This is a genomic window from Streptomyces sp. NPDC004031 (genome assembly GCF_053604375.1).
Genome location: NZ_JBSGHL010000046.1, coordinates 25,252 through 40,284 on the forward strand (window position 1 = coordinate 25,252; position 15,033 = coordinate 40,284).

Genomic DNA, 15,033 nt, shown 5'->3' on the forward strand with positions numbered 1-15,033 from the left:
GCCGCCGATGTCCGCACCCCCCCCGCCGCCCGCCCGCGGCACCCGCACCGCCCGCCGAAGGAGCACCCGTGACCAGCCCCGACCGCCAGCCCGTCGCCCTCCCGCTGCCGACGATCGGCCCGCCGCAGGAAGCGGGCGGCGGCTGCGGGGACGGCTGCGGCTGCGGCTCCGCCGACTACGCGGACGACTACGGGCTGGACCCGCTGGAGTGCGGTCTCGACCCGGATCTGGCCGCGCTGATCGCCGAGGCCGGGCTCGACCCCGTACAGGTCGAGGACATCGCCCACATGGCCGTCGAGGAGGACCTCGACCAGGGCGTGGACATCACCAGCCTCGCGACCGTCCCCGAGGACTCCTTCGCGGTCGGCGACTTCACCGCCCGCGAGGCCGGCGTCGTCGCGGGCCTGCGGGTGGCCGAGGCGGTGCTGTCGGTGGTGTGCACCGACGAGTTCGAGGTCGAGCGGCACGTCGAGGACGGCGACCGGGTCGCGGCGGGCGACAAGCTGCTGACGGTGCGCACCCGCACCCGCGACCTGCTCACCGCCGAGCGCAGCGCCCTCAACCTGCTGTGCCGCCTGTCCGGCATCGCCACCACGACCCGCGCCTGGGCCGACGTCCTGGAGGGCACCCGGGCGCAGGTGCGCGACACCCGCAAGACCACCCCGGGCCTGCGGGCGCTGGAGAAGTACGCGGTGCGCTGCGGCGGCGGCGTCAACCACCGCATGTCGCTGTCGGACGCGGCCCTGGTCAAGGACAACCACGTGATCGCCGCGGGCGGTGTGGCGCAGGCCTTCCGGCGTGTCCGGGAGGAGTTCCCGGACGTCCCGATCGAGGTCGAGGTGGACACCCTGCACCAGGTGCGCGAGGTGCTCGACGCGGGCGCCGACCTCATCCTGCTGGACAACTTCACCCCGGCCGAGACCGCCGAGGCCGTCGCCGTCGTCGGCGGCCGGGCCTTCCTGGAGTCCTCGGGCCGGCTCACCCTGGAGACCGCCCGCGCCTACGCCGACACCGGTGTGAACTTCCTGGCCGTGGGCGCGCTCACGCACTCCGCGAAGATCCTCGACATCGGCCTGGACCTGCGAGCGGAAAGCTGAGGGCGGATGCTGCTCACCATCGACGTCGGCAACACCCACACCGTCCTGGGGCTCTTCGACGGTGAGGAGATCGTCGAGCACTGGCGCATCTCCACCGACGCCCGCCGTACCGCCGACGAGCTGGCCGTGCTGCTCCAGGGCCTCATGGGCATGCACCCGCTGCTCGGCGACCTGGGCGACGGCATCGACGGCATCGCCATCTGCTCCACGGTGCCGTCGGTGCTGCACGAGCTGCGCGAGGTCACCCGGCGCTACTACGGGGACGTCCCCGCGGTGCTCGTCGAGCCCGGCGTCAAGACGGGCGTGCCCATCCTCGTCGACCACCCCAAGGAGGTCGGCTCGGACCGCATCATCAACTCCCTCGCGGCCGTCCACCTCTACGGCGGCCCCTGCATCGTCGTCGACTTCGGCACCGCGACGACCTTCGACGCGGTGTCCTCGCGCGGCGAGTACGTGGGCGGCGCCATCGCCCCCGGCATCGAGATCTCCGTCGACGCCCTCGGTGTGCGCGGCGCCCAGCTGCGCAAGATCGAGCTGGCCCGGCCGCGCAGCGTCATCGGCAAGAACACGATCGAGGCGATGCAGTCCGGCATCCTCTACGGCTTCGCCGGCCAGGCGGACGGCATCGCCGAGCGGATGGCCCGCGAGCTGGCCGCCGACCCCGACGACGTCACGGTCATCGCCACGGGCGGGCTCGCCCCGCTGGTGCTGAACGAGGCGTCGATCATCGACACGCACGAGCCGTGGCTGACCCTGATCGGCCTGCGCCTGGTGTACGAGCGCAACGTCCCCACCACGTAGCGGGAGGTCCGGGCGACGCACCCGGCGGAAGGGGTTGCGGGCAATTTGTCCGCTTAGCACTTAAAGTCCAGGCAACGACGACGTACCGACAGCGTCTGGAGGCCCCTATGCCCGCGCCGCGCCGCCCGCTCACCCTCCCCGGTCCGTCCGCCGCCGACCAGCCCAAGCCCGCCCCGAAGCCGGGCCCGGGGGCGCCCCGGCCCACCGGCCCGCAGCCGCCCGCCCCCGAGCCGGGCCGCCGTACGCCCACGCCCGCCGAGATCTGGCCGCCGCGCCCCTCCCGCCCGGAGCCCCCGGCGAAGGACGCCGGCGCCCCCGGGAGCCCGCTCCCCGCGGGTCCGGCCCCCGCGATCTGACCCGCCCGCCCCGCGCCCGGGACTTATCCCGGGTATTGGCCCCGCATTCACCGTGCGGGGCCGCGGGGCGGCGGGATTTTCCCGCGCTCTTCCGCCCTCCCGGGCGGTGTTGGCGCACCCGTATGCAGGGCGCACGGGAGGCGTGGCTACTCTGGCCGTATGGACTACGTTTCCGCGATCGTTCCCCCGCTGGTGATGGCGATCCTCTTCACGTGTGTGATCGTCACGATCGTCAAGCACCAGGGCGGCGCCCAGGCCAGGGAGGACGCGGCGGTCGACGCGGCTTTCTCCCGCGCCGAGGCCGCCCGCCAGGCCGCCGACGAGGACCGCTGACCGGCCCCTGACCCACCCCCGACGGGTCCGCATTCCGGGCATTCGGCCATACCACCGCTTAGTATTCCGAGTGTGCCCCGGCCATTGGGAGACCTCGAAGACGCGGTCATGACCCGGGTGTGGGAGTGGAACCGTCCGGTCACTGTTCGTGAGGTTCTTGAGGACCTTGCGCAGGACCGCACGATCGCCTACACCACGGTGATGACCGTAATGGACAACCTGCGCCAGAAGGGCTGGCTGCGCAGGGAGGCCGATGGCCGCGCTTATCGCTATGAGGCGGTATCGACGAGAGCCGCATACTCCGCCGCACTGATGAACGAGGCATGGTCCGCGAGCGACAACCCGGCCGAGGCGCTGGTCCACTTCTTCGGCATGATGTCCCCGGAACAGCGCGAAGCGGTGCGGGACGCAATGCGCATCATCCAGTCCGTCGACCCCTCGGGTCCGCCCGATGCGGAAGGGCGATAGCGTCCGTCCATGCCCCTCGTGTCGAATGACGTGACCATCCGCCGTGCCCGCACCGCGGATGTCCCCGCCGTGCGGCGGTTGCTGGACGCGTATGTGCGCGACGGCATCCTGCTGGACAAGGCGACCGTGACCCTTTTCGAGGACATCCAGGAGTTCTGGGTCGCCGAACGCGACGAGGACGCCTCCGTGGTGGCCTGCGGCGCCCTGCACGTGATGTGGGAGGACCTGGCCGAGGTCAGGACGCTGGCCGTGGACCCGGCGCTGCGCGGCGCGGGAGTGGGCCACCAGTTGCTGGTGAAGCTGCTCCAGACCGCGCGCTGGCTGGGAGTCCGCCGTATTTTCTGCCTCACGTTCGAAGTGGACTTCTTCGCGAAGCACGGCTTCCGCGAGACCGGGGACACCCCGGTGGACGGCGATGTGTTCGGGGAGCTGCTCCGTTCCAATGACGAGGGCGTCGCCGAGTTCCTGGACCTGGAGCGAGTGAAACCGAACACCTTGGGCAACAGCCGCATGCTGCTGCAACTGTGACGTTCCGGTTTGTCCGGATCGCACTGTCTCGGGCGTCCGTCTTCGCGCAAGGGGTTTGTGTTTTCCCGGGAAAGGCGCTTTGCTTTTACCGTTAATCCGTTTTCGATGAAAGGGAAGCCGGTGGCACAGAAGGTTCAGGTCCTTCTCGTTGACGACCTCGACGGCGGTGAGGCGGACGAGACGGTGACGTTCGCACTCGACGGCGTGACGTACGAGATCGACCTCACCACGGCGAATGCCGACAAGCTGCGCGGGCTGCTCAACCCGTACACGGACAGTGGCCGCCGCACCGGTGGCCGTGCCGGGCGCGGACGTACCAAGGCGGCGCGCGGCGCGGGCGCCTCGGGGCCCGACACCGCCAAGATCCGCGCGTGGGCGAAGGAGAAGGGCTACGAGGTCAACGACCGCGGCCGGGTGCCGGCCACGATCCGCGAGGCGTACGAGAAGGCCCACGGCTGATCCTGCGCACGCGCCCGCAGCGCGATCCGGTGGCAGGCCGTCGCGGCGGCGGCGACGAGGGCCGGAAGGCCGATGGGCACCCCCGATCCATCGGCCCCGCCGGCCGCGCCGGTGACGTGCAGCGCGGGCAGTGTGGCCTCGACGTCGACGCCCGGCCGAGGGGGCCGCAGCCACACCGGTGCCGACCGGTCGTATGCGGCCTCCCGGCGGCCCCACTCGGGGTGCGCCGGCGCCCGCATCACCCGCCCCGCGCCCAGCGCGGACAGGTCCAGCGGGATACCGCCCCAGTCCAGCCATTCCAGCAGGCCCGGCAGCTCCTCCGCGGAGCCCGCCGCGACCAGCAGCCGCACCCGGCGCCCGTCGAGCGCCACGGGCCCCAGCGCGCCGGGCCGCGGGAAGCGGCCGAGCAGCGCGTACCCCGCCTCCGCGGGGACCTCCAGCGCGTCGAAGCGCACGCCGGTGACCAGCCCCGGCGCCCCCGCCCCCGCGCCCGCCCCGGACGTCTCGGCCACCGGCCAGCCCAGCTCATCCTCGTACCAGCCCATGCACGGGCAACTTCCCCACCGCGGCGGAGTTACGCATCGTGCGCGTACGAACACATGCCGTAGGGGATCGGCGGGCGGGAGGACGGCGCGAAGTGTTCGCCCGGACGCAAGACTGTTCGCCCGTAGCGCACACCTGACCGACATCCGGTGTGGACTGTCGGTCGCGCAGGGTAAGAAGTACCTAGTGGGAAGGGATGGTGCCGCGATCGGCGGGGCAGGCGTTCGCCACGGGCGTATTAGAGAAAGAGGTATTCGCCTGGCCTGCGGGAACATCGTCTCGCACCATCGAGGTTGTGGGAGTGACGTCAGCCGGTGGCGCAGCTTTCCCCGTCGCAGCGGGGGTCGATACGTGAGCGGCGCCGCTGTGCGGGACTAGCATGCGGAAGGACAGGGAGGGGACCGACCCCTCACTGCCCTACCGCTCTGAGGAGCGATTAACGATGTTCGAGAGGTTCACCGACCGCGCGCGGCGGGTTGTCGTCCTGGCTCAGGAAGAAGCCCGGATGCTCAACCACAACTACATCGGCACCGAGCACATCCTCCTGGGCCTGATCCATGAGGGTGAGGGTGTCGCCGCTAAGGCCCTGGAGAGCCTCGGGATTTCTCTTGAGGCGGTCCGCCAGCAGGTGGAGGAGATCATCGGCCAGGGCCAGCAGGCCCCGTCCGGGCACATCCCCTTCACCCCCCGGGCCAAGAAGGTCCTGGAGCTGTCGCTCCGCGAGGCTCTTCAGCTGGGTCACAACTACATCGGCACCGAGCACATCCTGCTCGGCCTGATCCGCGAGGGCGAGGGCGTCGCCGCCCAGGTCCTGGTGAAGCTGGGCGCCGATCTGAACCGGGTGCGGCAGCAGGTCATCCAGCTGCTCTCCGGTTACTCGACGGGCAAGGAGTCGGCCACGGCCGGCGGGCCGGCCGAGGGCACCCCCTCGACCTCGCTCGTCCTGGACCAGTTCGGCCGGAACCTGACCCAGGCCGCAAGGGAGACAAAGCTCGACCCCGTCATCGGGCGAGAGAAGGAAATCGAGCGGGTCATGCAGGTGCTGTCCCGCCGTACCAAGAACAACCCGGTGCTCATCGGCGAGCCCGGTGTCGGCAAGACCGCGGTCGTCGAGGGCCTGGCCCAGGCGATCGTCAAGGGTGAGGTCCCGGAGACGCTGAAGGACAAGCAGCTCTACACCCTGGACCTGGGCGCCCTGGTCGCCGGCTCCCGTTACCGCGGTGACTTCGAGGAGCGCCTGAAGAAGGTGCTCAAGGAGATCCGCACCCGCGGCGACATCATCCTGTTCATCGACGAGCTGCACACCCTGGTCGGTGCCGGCGCGGCCGAGGGCGCGATCGACGCGGCCTCGATCCTCAAGCCGATGCTGGCCCGCGGCGAGCTGCAGACGATCGGTGCCACCACGCTCGACGAGTACCGCAAGTACCTGGAGAAGGACGCGGCCCTGGAGCGCCGCTTCCAGCCCATCCAGGTCGCGGAGCCGTCGCTGCCGCACACCATCGAGATCCTCAAGGGCCTGCGCGACCGGTACGAGGCGCACCACCGTGTGTCGATCACCGACGAGGCCCTGGTCGCCGCCGCCACCCTGGCCGACCGCTACATCTCGGACCGCTTCCTGCCGGACAAGGCGATCGACCTGATCGACGAGGCCGGCTCCCGGATGCGCATCCGCCGGATGACCGCGCCGCCGGACCTGCGCGAGTTCGACGAGAAGATCGCCGAGGTGCGCCGGGAGAAGGAGTCCGCGATCGACTCGCAGGACTTCGAGAAGGCCGCGTCCCTGCGGGACAACGAGAAGCAGCTGCTCGCCGCGAAGGCCAAGCGGGAGAAGGAGTGGAAGGCCGGCGACATGGACGTCGTCGCCGAGGTCGACGGCGACCTGATCGCCGAGGTCCTCGCCACCGCCACCGGCATCCCGGTCTTCAAGCTGACCGAGGAGGAGTCCTCCCGGCTGCTGCACATGGAGGACGAGCTGCACAAGCGGATCATCGGCCAGAAGGACGCCGTCAAGGCGCTCTCGAAGGCGATCCGCCGCACCCGCGCCGGTCTGAAGGACCCCAAGCGTCCCGGTGGCTCGTTCATCTTCGCCGGCCCGTCCGGTGTCGGTAAGACCGAGCTGTCCAAGGCGCTCGCCGAGTTCCTGTTCGGCGACGAGGACGCGCTGATCTCCCTCGACATGTCGGAGTTCAGCGAGAAGCACACCGTCTCGCGGCTGTTCGGCTCCCCGCCCGGATACGTGGGCTACGAGGAGGGCGGCCAGCTCACCGAGAAGGTGCGCCGCAAGCCGTTCTCCGTGGTCCTCTTCGACGAGGTCGAGAAGGCGCACCCGGACATCTTCAACAGCCTGCTGCAGATCCTGGAGGACGGTCGCCTGACCGACTCCCAGGGCCGGGTCGTCGACTTCAAGAACACGGTGATCATCATGACCACCAACCTCGGCACCCGCGACATCTCCAAGGGCTTCAACCTGGGCTTCGCCGCCCAGGGCGACACGAAGTCCGGCTACGAGCGGATGAAGAACAAGGTCAGCGACGAGCTCAAGCAGCACTTCCGCCCCGAGTTCCTCAACCGTGTGGACGACGTCATCGTCTTCCCGCAGCTCAGCCAGGACGACATCCTGCAGATCGTCGACCTGATGATCGGCGCGGTGGACGAGCGGCTGCGCGACCGCGACATGGGCATCGAGCTGAGCCTGGAGGCCAAGGAACTGCTCTCCAAGCACGGCTACGACCCGGTGATGGGCGCCCGGCCGCTGCGCCGGACGATCCAGCGGGAGATCGAGGACACGCTGTCGGAGAAGATCCTCTTCGGCGAGCTGCGTCCCGGCCACATCGTGGTCGTCGAGGTCGAGGGCGAGGGTGACGCGGCGACGTTCACCTTCCGCGGCGAGGAGAAGGTGACGGTGGCCGACGCCCCGCCCGTCGAGACGCCGAACCTGTCCAAGGAGGGCTAGCCCTCCGGCCCCTTCGGGGGCCCGAAAGCCCCGGCCCGGGACCTTGCGCAAAGGTCCCGGGCCGGGGCTTTTCGCGTGCCCGGCCGGTCTTTTTCCGGGCCCGGATCGGGGCCCCGCGGTGAGCTGACCCACGTGACGTGGATTACGTACGAAAGGGATTAGTAGGCCGTACCGCAAGGCCTTGCGGGAGAGTGCTGCTATTTGTCCGTTTTACGACGCTCGGTAGGAGGTGGGGTGTTTGCCCCACCGGGTCCGCGCGGGTTACCAAGGTGGAGCACGGGCTGACCCCGGCTCGTCGCAACCCCCACCCCGTGAGGATTTTCCTGCATGCGTAAGAACTCGACGATGAAGAACCGCGCCGCCACCGTGACCCGTGGCCGTGCGGCCGTGGTGACCGGCGGTCTGGTCGCGGCGCTCGCGCTGGGCTCGACCGCAGCGTTCGCCGCCGGCGGCGCGCACGAGGCGGCGCCGGCTCCGGCTGCCGCGAGCGCCACCTCTGTCGCGGACGTCCTGCAGAAGCAGGCGACGGGCCAGAAGGACGCCGCCGCGCAGACCGTCGCGAAGGCCAAGGCCGACGCCGAGGCCAAGAAGCGCGCGGCCGAGAAGGCCGCCGCGGACCGTGAGAAGCGGATCGCCGGCTGGATGACGCCGACCGAGAAGTTCACGATCGGCGCGGGCTTCGCGAAGGCCGGCCCGCACTGGGCGCACAAGCACTCCGGCCAGGACTTCGTGGTGCCGTCCGGCACCTCCGTCCGGGCCGCGCACACCGGCACCGTCGTGACGGCGGGCTGGGGCGGCGCGTACGGCAACAACATCGTGATCAAGCACGGTGCGCACCTGTACACCCAGTACGGCCACCTGTCGAAGATCGGCGTGCACGTGGGCGAGAAGGTCATCACCGGCGAGGAGATCGGCAAGTCCGGCTCCACCGGTAACTCGACCGGCCCGCACCTGCACTTCGAGGTCCGTACGACCCCGATCTACGGCTCCGCGGTCGAGCCGCTGCACTTCCTGCGGACGCACGGCGTGAACGTCTGACGCACCCCGCGGACCTGCACCGGACGCTGATACGTCAACCGGGCGCGGGACGGGTCAACTCGTAAGAGTGCCGCCCGTCTCCGCCTGGGCGACAAGATCGAGGGCGACCTCGAGGATGGCCATGCGCTTCTCCTCGGGGTCGCCCTCGACGTTCTGCATCACGAACATCCCGGCGTGCATCGAGAACAGCGCGGTGACGCTGCGGACCTGCGCCGGCAGCGGTGCGCCGGGGTCCTTGAGCAGGTTGCCGAGCGCGGACATGCTGCTCTTCATCCGCTCGCCGATGTTCAGGTCCCGGACGGTGGCCTGGTTCTCCTGGACGAAGCGGAAGAAGTTCGCGGACTTCCACAGGATGTCGCTGTACCGGCGCAGCAGCTCCTGCTTGGTCGCCAGCGTGCGCGGCTGCCCCTCGGCCCAGTTCACCAGGTCCTCGACCGGCGTCGTCAGGTCCTCGGCGATGCTGGTGATGATGTCTTCTTTGGTCTTGAAGTGGTAGTAGAGCGCCGCCTTCGTGACGTCGAGGCGTTCGGCGATCTCTCGCAGCGAGGTCTTCTCGTAGCCCTGCTCGGCGAACAGCTCCAGCGCGATCTGCTGGATGCGCCCGCGGGTGTCGCCCCTGCGCTGGTGCGCGTGGGCGTGCGTGGGCGCGTGGGCGGGCTGCTCCCGCGTATGGGCCGCGTGGCCGTGCTGCTCCTGCGGGTGGGCGTGGGCGTGCTGCTCCTGCTGCGGTGTGCCCATGATGACCGTCGCTCTCCTGCTGTGTGACCCTCCGCCGGGAGGGGGACGGGCTCGAAAGCCCTCACGGTAGGGCCTGCCTGCCAGGCTACGCACTTACTTGACGCCCGGCTAGTTAGCACCGTACCGTGCTCATACGACAATGTGCTAGCCGGGCGGCAAGTAAGTACCGCTGAACGACCGCCCTCGTATGGGGGAGAAACCACCGGTCATGTCCCAGACCGAATCCGCCACACCCTCCGCATCCGGGCCGCTGCCCGCAGGTGCCGGAGCGGACGGCAAGGAGAGCGGGCCCCGCCAGCGCAGCGTGCGCGTGGTGATGGGCGGCCTGCTGATCGCGATGCTGCTGGCGATGCTCGACAACATGATCGTCGGCACCGCGATGCCGACGATCGTCGGCGAGCTCGGCGGCCTCAACCACCTCTCGTGGGTCGTCACGGCCTACACCCTGGCCACGGCCGCCTCCACCCCCATCTGGGGCAAGCTCGGCGACATGTACGGCCGCAAGGGCATCTTCCTGACCTCGATCGTGCTGTTCCTGATCGGCTCGGCCGCCTCCGGCGCCGCCCAGTCGATGGACCAGCTGATCGCCTTCCGGGCCTTCCAGGGCCTGGGCGCCGGCGGTCTGATGGTGGGCGTCATGGCCATCATCGGCGAGCTGATCCCGCCGCGGGAGCGCGGCAAGTACCAGGGCATGATCGCCGGTGTCATGGCCATCGCCATGATCGGCGGCCCGCTCGTCGGCGGCTCCATCACCGACAACTGGGGATGGCGCTGGAGCTTCTACATCAACCTGCCGATCGGCGCGATCGCGCTCGCCGTCGTCACGACGGTGCTGCACCTGCCGAAGAAGCGCAGCCAGGGCCGGATCGACTACCTCGGCGGCGTGCTGCTGACGGTCTCCATCACCTCGCTGGTGCTGCTGACCACCTGGGGCGGCACCGAGTACGCCTGGGGCTCCGTCCAGATCATCGGCCTGCTGGTGCTCGGCCTGGTCACGCTCGCGGCCTTCATCCGGTCCCAGACCCGCGCCCCCGAGCCGATCATGCCGCTGCGGATCTTCCGCAACGCGAACTTCTCGCTCATCTCCGTCATCGGCTTCCTCGTCGGCTTCACGATGTTCGGCGCGATGACCTTCCTGCCGCTCTACCAGCAGACCGTGCAGGGCGCCTCCGCGACCAACTCCGGCCTGCTGCTGCTGCCGATGCTGCTCGCGATGATGGCCGTCTCGATGGTCGCCGGCCGTGTCACGACGGCGACCGGCCGCTACAAGATCTTCCCGATCGTCGGCGGCGCGCTCATCACCGTCGGCCTGGCGCTGCTGTCCACGATGGGCGTCGACACCACGCGCTTCATGTCCGGCCTGTACATGGCCGTGCTCGGCGCGGGCATGGGCTTCATCATGCAGATCACCATGCTGGTCGCGCAGAACAGCGTGGAGATGCGGGACATCGGCGTCGGCTCGTCGTCCGCGACGCTCTTCCGCACGATCGGCGGCTCCTTCGGCGTCTCCCTCTTCGGCGCGCTCTTCTCGCACAAGGTGCAGCACTCCATGGAGTCCGCGCCGGGCGGGGCGGCCGCGATGAAGGGCGGGGCCCAGCTGGACCCGGCCACGATCGCGAAGTTCCCTGCGGGCCTGAAGGACGCGTACTTCCACGCGGTGTCGTCCGGTACGCACGTGGTCTTCCTGTGGGGCGCGATCGTGAGCGTCCTCGGCTTCCTGGCCGCCTGGTTCCTGGTCGAGACGCCGCTGCGCGGCGCGTCCGGCGCCAAGCCGAAGGCCTCTTCCGAGACGGAGGACGAGCCGCTGCTCGCCGACGCGCTCTGAGCCCTGCCGTACCGGAGCCCCCGTCCGCCGTTCCCGGCGGGCGGGGGCTCTCGCGTGTCACCGGGTGGTGTGGGCGCCGCCGTTGACGTGCAGGGTCTGGCCGGTGATGTGCCGGGCGCCGGGGGAGGCGAGGAAGAACGCGGTCCGCGCGATGTCGTCCACCGTGCCCGCCCGCTTGTCGTGCGTCTCCTCGACGAGGGCGCGGTGCCGCTCGCCGGTCATCCCGCCACGGAAGAAGCCGGTGCCCTCGATATAGCCGGCCGCGATGACGTTGCAGGTCACGCCGCTGGGCCCGAGCTCGTGGGAGAGCGCCGCGTTCCAGGCCGCGAGGGCCGCCTTGGCCGCCCCGTAGGAGCCGCCGCGCCGCTCGGCGCCGATCGAGCCGATGCTGACGACGCAGCTGTGCGCGGTGAGCAGGGGCCGTACGGCGGTGGTGGTCAGGACGGCGGTGAGCAGGTTCTGCGCGAGGCTGTCCTGCCACTGGGCGAGGACGCCGTGCAGGGCGCCGTCGCTCCCGGTGGGGGCCGCGGGCAGCCCGCCGGCCGCGTTGACCAGGACGTCGAGGCTGTCGAGGCGGGCCGCGAGCGCGGCGACCTGGTCCGGGTCGGACGCGTCGCAGACGGCGCCGGTCACGCCCGCGCCCAGTTCCTCGGCGGCTTGCGTCACGGTGTCCTGGTGCCGCCCGGTGACGATCACCTGGGCCCGGTCGGCGGCGAAGAGCGCGGCGACGGCACGGCCGATACCGCTGGTGCCGCCGGTGACGAGAACGGTGCGGGGCATGGGGGCCTCCGGGGTGCGGTGCTATGTTTAGACCTAAACGTAGCGGATGGCGGAGGGCGGCGGCATGGGGGTTTCCGGGGTGGAGGCGGTGCCCGGCGACGACGCTTCCGGCGCTGAGGCGTCCCGCCCCGAGGCGTCCCGCTCCGATACGGCCGGGTCTGACGCGGCAGGATCCGATACGGCCGGCTCCGCGCGGACGGCCGCCGGGATCGCGGCGGCGTGGCGGCGGGAGCGGCCGACCGCCCCCACCGACTCGATCGAGATCGTGACGCCCCTCTGGTGGCTGGCCAAGCTCTTCGCGGACGACCGGGCCCGCGTCCTGCGCGCCGCGGGCATCGACGCGGCGACCCTCGACCTGCTGTCCGTCATCCGCCGCGCGGGCCCCCCGTACGCCCTCGGGACCCGCGAGATCGCCCGCCGGACGCTCGTCACGGCCGGGGCGGTCTCGCAGCGCGTGGCCCGCGCCGAACGCGAGGGCCTGGTCCGCCGTACGCCCGGCGCCGGGCCCCGCGCGGTGGAGGTCGCGCTCACGCCCGCGGGGCACGACCTCATCGAGCGGTCCGTCGACGCGGTGCTCGGCCGCGAGGCGAGCCTCGTCCAGGGCCTGGAGCCGGAGCAGCGCGCCCAGCTCATCGCCCTGCTGGACACGCTCATGGCCGACGTCCGGCGCCGTACGGCCTCCCCCGGCGAGAGCTGACGCGGGGGCGGCTCAGGCGGCGATGGCGCGGGCGTACGCGGCCGGGTTGTCGAACATGACGCAGTGCCCGGCTTCCGGGACGGTCACCACCTCCACGCCCGCGGCCTCCAGCCCGGCCCGGTCCACCCCGTCCTCCCCGGAACGCTCGCCCACCAGGTAGGTGCGGGGGATGTCGGTGAGCGATTCGAGCATCGCGCGCATCGTCGGCTGCGTGCCGCGCACCAGCGCGGTGGCCGAGCGGTGCAGCGCGAGCGGGTCCGAGGTGCGCATGGTCGCCGCCCAGAGCCAGCCGACGCGCTCCAGCGTGGCCGCGAAGCCGCCGCCGTGCACGAACTCCTCCTCCGACCAGGTCGCGATCGCGCTGCTGTCCTGGGTGGCCTGCGGCGGGGCCGGGTCGAGGTTCGCCTCCGCGAGCACGAGCCGGGAGACCAGCTCCGGCCTGCGGTGGGCCAGCACGATCGCGACCGCGCCGCCCATGCTGTGCCCGATCAGCTCCGCGCCCCGCACGCCCGCTGCGTCCAGCACGCAGGCGACCGCGTCCGCGTGCTCCTCCAGCGTGTAGCCGAAGTCGGCGGGGCGGTCGCTGAGGCCGAAGCCGGGCAGGTCGACGAAGAGGGTGCGGCGCCCGGAGAGCAGCGGGTCGGCGGTGAGGTGCGCGGTGTAGGCGCCCGAGGCCGCGCCGAGCCCGTGCACATGGACGCGCGCGGGCCCGTCCCACTCCGTCTGTCCGCTCCCGGCGGCCTCCGTCCACCGGATGTGGGCGCCGCCGGTGCCGAAGCGTGTCTGACGCATGTTCCTTGCTCCTTCGCTCGCGTGTTCGCGCCTCACCATACATCGTCACCGATGTATGTCGCTCCCGAGATACCCCTTCGATGGGGGACAATGATCCGATGCTGGAACTCGCGATCCTCGGCTTCCTCCACGAGGAGCCGCTGCACGGCTACGACCTGCGGCGCCGGATCGCCGCGCTGAGCGGCCACGTCAAGCCGGTGGCGGAGAGCACGCTCTACCCGGCGATCAAACGGCTGGAGCAGGCCGGCCTGCTGAGCCGCACCCCCCAGCCCGGCGCGGCCGCGGCCCCCCGCCACGTCCTGAGCCTCACCGACGAGGGCCGCGCCGAAATCCACCGCCGCCTCGCGGAACCCGCGGAGCAGGACATCACCAACGAGAACCGCTGGTTCACCGTCCTGGCCTTCCTCCGCCACCTCCCCGATCCCGCGGCCCAGGCCGCCGTCCTCCGCCGCCGCCTCGCCTTCCTCGACACCCCGTCGAGCTTCTTCCACGACGACACCGGCCCCCAGCGGGCCGAGGACATGCCCGACCCCTTCCGCCGCGGCGTCCTGCTCATCGCCCGCGCGACGACCAAGGCGGAGCGGGCGTGGCTCCACGAGACCCTGACGTCCCTGGACGCCGCGGCAGCGGGATAAGCCGTGGCCCGCCCGCGTACCGACCGGCTACGGTGCGCATGCCCCGGCCTCCTCCGAAAGCCCCCCGATGACCACCACCCTCTGGCGCCCCACCGGCCCGGCCGAACTCGACCTCGTCCGCGCCCTCGCCTGGCGCGCCTGGCCGCCCCGCCTCCCCGAGCAGCCGATCTTCTACCCCGTGCTGAACGAGGACTACGCGATCACGATCGCCCGCGACTGGAACGTCCCCCATGACGGCGCGGGCTACGTCACCCGCTTCGAGGTCGAGTCCGACTTCCTGGCCCGCTACCCCGTGCGGCAGGCCGGTGGCCGCACGATCCTCGAACTGTGGGTCCCGGCGGAGGAACTCCCCGAGTTCAACGCGCACATCGTCGGCGAGATCCAGGTGGTGCACGAGTTCCCCTGAGGGGGCGTCGCCCTACCCCTGGGGGCTCCGGGGCTTCCGGACGCGTGTGGTGGCCGCGTCCAGCCGGGTGCCGTCGGGGGCGGTCGGGGTGAAGGCGGGGACGGGGGTGCCGTCCGTGCCGGTCAGCGTGGAGCGGTGCTCGCCGGGGGCGAAGGCGTGGTGTTCGCCCCACTGGCGCAGGGTGAGGATGACGGGGAAGAGCGCGTGGCCCGCGTCGGTGAGGACGTACTCCTGACGGCGGCCGGTCGCTGCGGTGCGCTGGGCGAGGAGCCCGTGGGCGGTGAGCTTGCGGAGGCGGTCGGCGAGGATGTTGCGCGCGATGCCGGTACGGCGCTGGAACTCGGTGAACGCCCGCGCCCCGTCCATCGCGTCGCGGATCACGAGCAGGCTCCACCGGTCGCCGACCAGGTCGAGCGTGCGGGCCACCGGGCACTCCGGGTCGGTCCAGTCGACCTCGGGCCGGTCGGGGTCGGGGGCCGCGGCGGGCGCGCCGTCGTCGCCGTTCATGACATCTCCCAATGAGTTGCGGATCAAAACCATCATGCCGTACCGTCCAATCGGTTTCAATGTGCTACCGATAGGAG

Annotated in this window: 18 protein-coding genes; 13 read left to right on the forward strand and 5 right to left on the reverse strand. The window is 71.2% G+C overall.

Annotation, left to right across the window (positions count from 1 at the left end):
* Positions 1–68: 68 nt before the first annotated feature.
* The 7 genes from nadC (at position 69) to ACWERV_RS26165 (ending at position 4,042) form a co-directional block, all read left to right on the forward strand.
* Positions 69–1,097, forward strand: a complete 1,029-nt coding sequence (nadC, locus tag ACWERV_RS26135) for a carboxylating nicotinate-nucleotide diphosphorylase (RefSeq protein WP_398192242.1) — start codon at positions 69–71, stop codon at positions 1,095–1,097.
* Between the two features lie 6 nt (positions 1,098–1,103).
* Entirely contained in the window at positions 1,104–1,898 is a 795-nt protein-coding gene (locus ACWERV_RS26140; protein WP_398192243.1) for a type III pantothenate kinase, read from the forward strand.
* A gap of 107 nt (positions 1,899–2,005) precedes the next feature.
* Positions 2,006–2,254: a hypothetical protein gene (locus ACWERV_RS26145; RefSeq protein WP_398192245.1), complete on the forward strand. Its 249-nt coding sequence runs from the start codon at positions 2,006–2,008 to the stop codon at positions 2,252–2,254.
* 159 nt (positions 2,255–2,413) lie between these two features.
* Positions 2,414–2,587, forward strand: a complete 174-nt coding sequence (locus ACWERV_RS26150; protein ID WP_398192247.1) for a hypothetical protein — start codon at positions 2,414–2,416, stop codon at positions 2,585–2,587.
* Positions 2,588–2,659: 72 nt separating this feature from the next.
* Positions 2,660–3,055 carry a BlaI/MecI/CopY family transcriptional regulator gene (locus tag ACWERV_RS26155; RefSeq protein ID WP_398192249.1) on the forward strand — a complete coding sequence of 132 codons (396 nt, stop codon included), beginning with the start codon at positions 2,660–2,662 and terminating at the stop codon, positions 3,053–3,055.
* Between the two features lie 9 nt (positions 3,056–3,064).
* Entirely contained in the window at positions 3,065–3,583 is a 519-nt protein-coding gene (locus ACWERV_RS26160; RefSeq protein WP_398192252.1) for an amino-acid N-acetyltransferase, read from the forward strand.
* A 120-nt stretch (positions 3,584–3,703) separates the two neighbouring features.
* Positions 3,704–4,042, forward strand: a complete 339-nt coding sequence (locus ACWERV_RS26165; RefSeq protein WP_031524250.1) for a histone-like nucleoid-structuring protein Lsr2 — start codon at positions 3,704–3,706, stop codon at positions 4,040–4,042.
* Here the strand turns inward: ACWERV_RS26165 and ACWERV_RS26170 are convergent.
* Positions 3,973–4,587, reverse strand: a complete 615-nt coding sequence (locus tag ACWERV_RS26170; protein ID WP_452937351.1) for an SCO3374 family protein — start codon at positions 4,585–4,587, stop codon at positions 3,973–3,975. The two genes, ACWERV_RS26165 and ACWERV_RS26170, sit on opposite strands and share 70 nt — an antisense overlap.
* A gap of 440 nt (positions 4,588–5,027) precedes the next feature.
* Here ACWERV_RS26170 and ACWERV_RS26175 point away from each other — a divergent pair, with 440 nt between their 5' ends.
* Positions 5,028–7,538 (forward strand): ATP-dependent Clp protease ATP-binding subunit, encoded by a 2,511-nt coding sequence (locus ACWERV_RS26175; protein ID WP_398192257.1) that lies wholly within the window; start codon positions 5,028–5,030, stop codon positions 7,536–7,538.
* A gap of 327 nt (positions 7,539–7,865) precedes the next feature.
* On the forward strand, positions 7,866–8,576 hold the full coding sequence (locus tag ACWERV_RS26180) for a M23 family metallopeptidase (RefSeq protein WP_452937355.1): 711 nt from the start codon (positions 7,866–7,868) through the stop codon (positions 8,574–8,576).
* Positions 8,577–8,630: 54 nt separating this feature from the next.
* Here the strand turns inward: ACWERV_RS26180 and ACWERV_RS26185 are convergent, their stop codons facing one another.
* Entirely contained in the window at positions 8,631–9,314 is a 684-nt protein-coding gene (locus ACWERV_RS26185) for a TetR/AcrR family transcriptional regulator (protein ID WP_452937358.1), read from the reverse strand.
* A gap of 208 nt (positions 9,315–9,522) precedes the next feature.
* Here ACWERV_RS26185 and ACWERV_RS26190 point away from each other — a divergent pair, with 208 nt between their 5' ends.
* The gene (locus tag ACWERV_RS26190; protein ID WP_452937360.1) at positions 9,523–11,139 is read left to right on the forward strand and encodes an MDR family MFS transporter; all 1,617 of its coding nucleotides are present in this window, start codon (positions 9,523–9,525) and stop codon (positions 11,137–11,139) included.
* 57 nt (positions 11,140–11,196) lie between these two features.
* Here ACWERV_RS26190 and ACWERV_RS26195 read toward each other — a convergent pair whose 3' ends face one another.
* Entirely contained in the window at positions 11,197–11,919 is a 723-nt protein-coding gene (locus ACWERV_RS26195; RefSeq protein ID WP_452937363.1) for an SDR family NAD(P)-dependent oxidoreductase, read from the reverse strand.
* A 64-nt stretch (positions 11,920–11,983) separates the two neighbouring features.
* Between ACWERV_RS26195 and ACWERV_RS26200 the strand changes: the two genes are divergently transcribed.
* A complete protein-coding gene (locus tag ACWERV_RS26200; protein ID WP_452937365.1) occupies positions 11,984–12,616 on the forward strand; it encodes a MarR family winged helix-turn-helix transcriptional regulator in 633 nt (210 codons plus the stop codon).
* A gap of 12 nt (positions 12,617–12,628) precedes the next feature.
* Here the strand turns inward: ACWERV_RS26200 and ACWERV_RS26205 are convergent, their stop codons facing one another.
* Positions 12,629–13,408, reverse strand: coding sequence for an alpha/beta fold hydrolase (locus ACWERV_RS26205; RefSeq protein ID WP_452937367.1), 780 nt, complete (start codon positions 13,406–13,408; stop codon positions 12,629–12,631).
* Between the two features lie 98 nt (positions 13,409–13,506).
* Between ACWERV_RS26205 and ACWERV_RS26210 the strand changes: the two genes are divergently transcribed.
* Both ACWERV_RS26210 and ACWERV_RS26215 read left to right on the forward strand, forming a co-directional pair.
* Complete coding sequence (locus ACWERV_RS26210) at positions 13,507–14,043, forward strand: PadR family transcriptional regulator (protein WP_452937370.1); 537 nt, start codon at positions 13,507–13,509, stop codon at positions 14,041–14,043.
* 67 nt (positions 14,044–14,110) lie between these two features.
* The gene (locus ACWERV_RS26215) at positions 14,111–14,449 is read left to right on the forward strand and encodes a hypothetical protein (protein ID WP_452937372.1); all 339 of its coding nucleotides are present in this window, start codon (positions 14,111–14,113) and stop codon (positions 14,447–14,449) included.
* Positions 14,450–14,461: 12 nt separating this feature from the next.
* Here ACWERV_RS26215 and ACWERV_RS26220 read toward each other — a convergent pair whose 3' ends face one another.
* Positions 14,462–14,956, reverse strand: coding sequence for a winged helix-turn-helix transcriptional regulator (locus ACWERV_RS26220; RefSeq protein WP_452937375.1), 495 nt, complete (start codon positions 14,954–14,956; stop codon positions 14,462–14,464).
* Positions 14,957–15,033 lie beyond the last annotated feature (77 nt).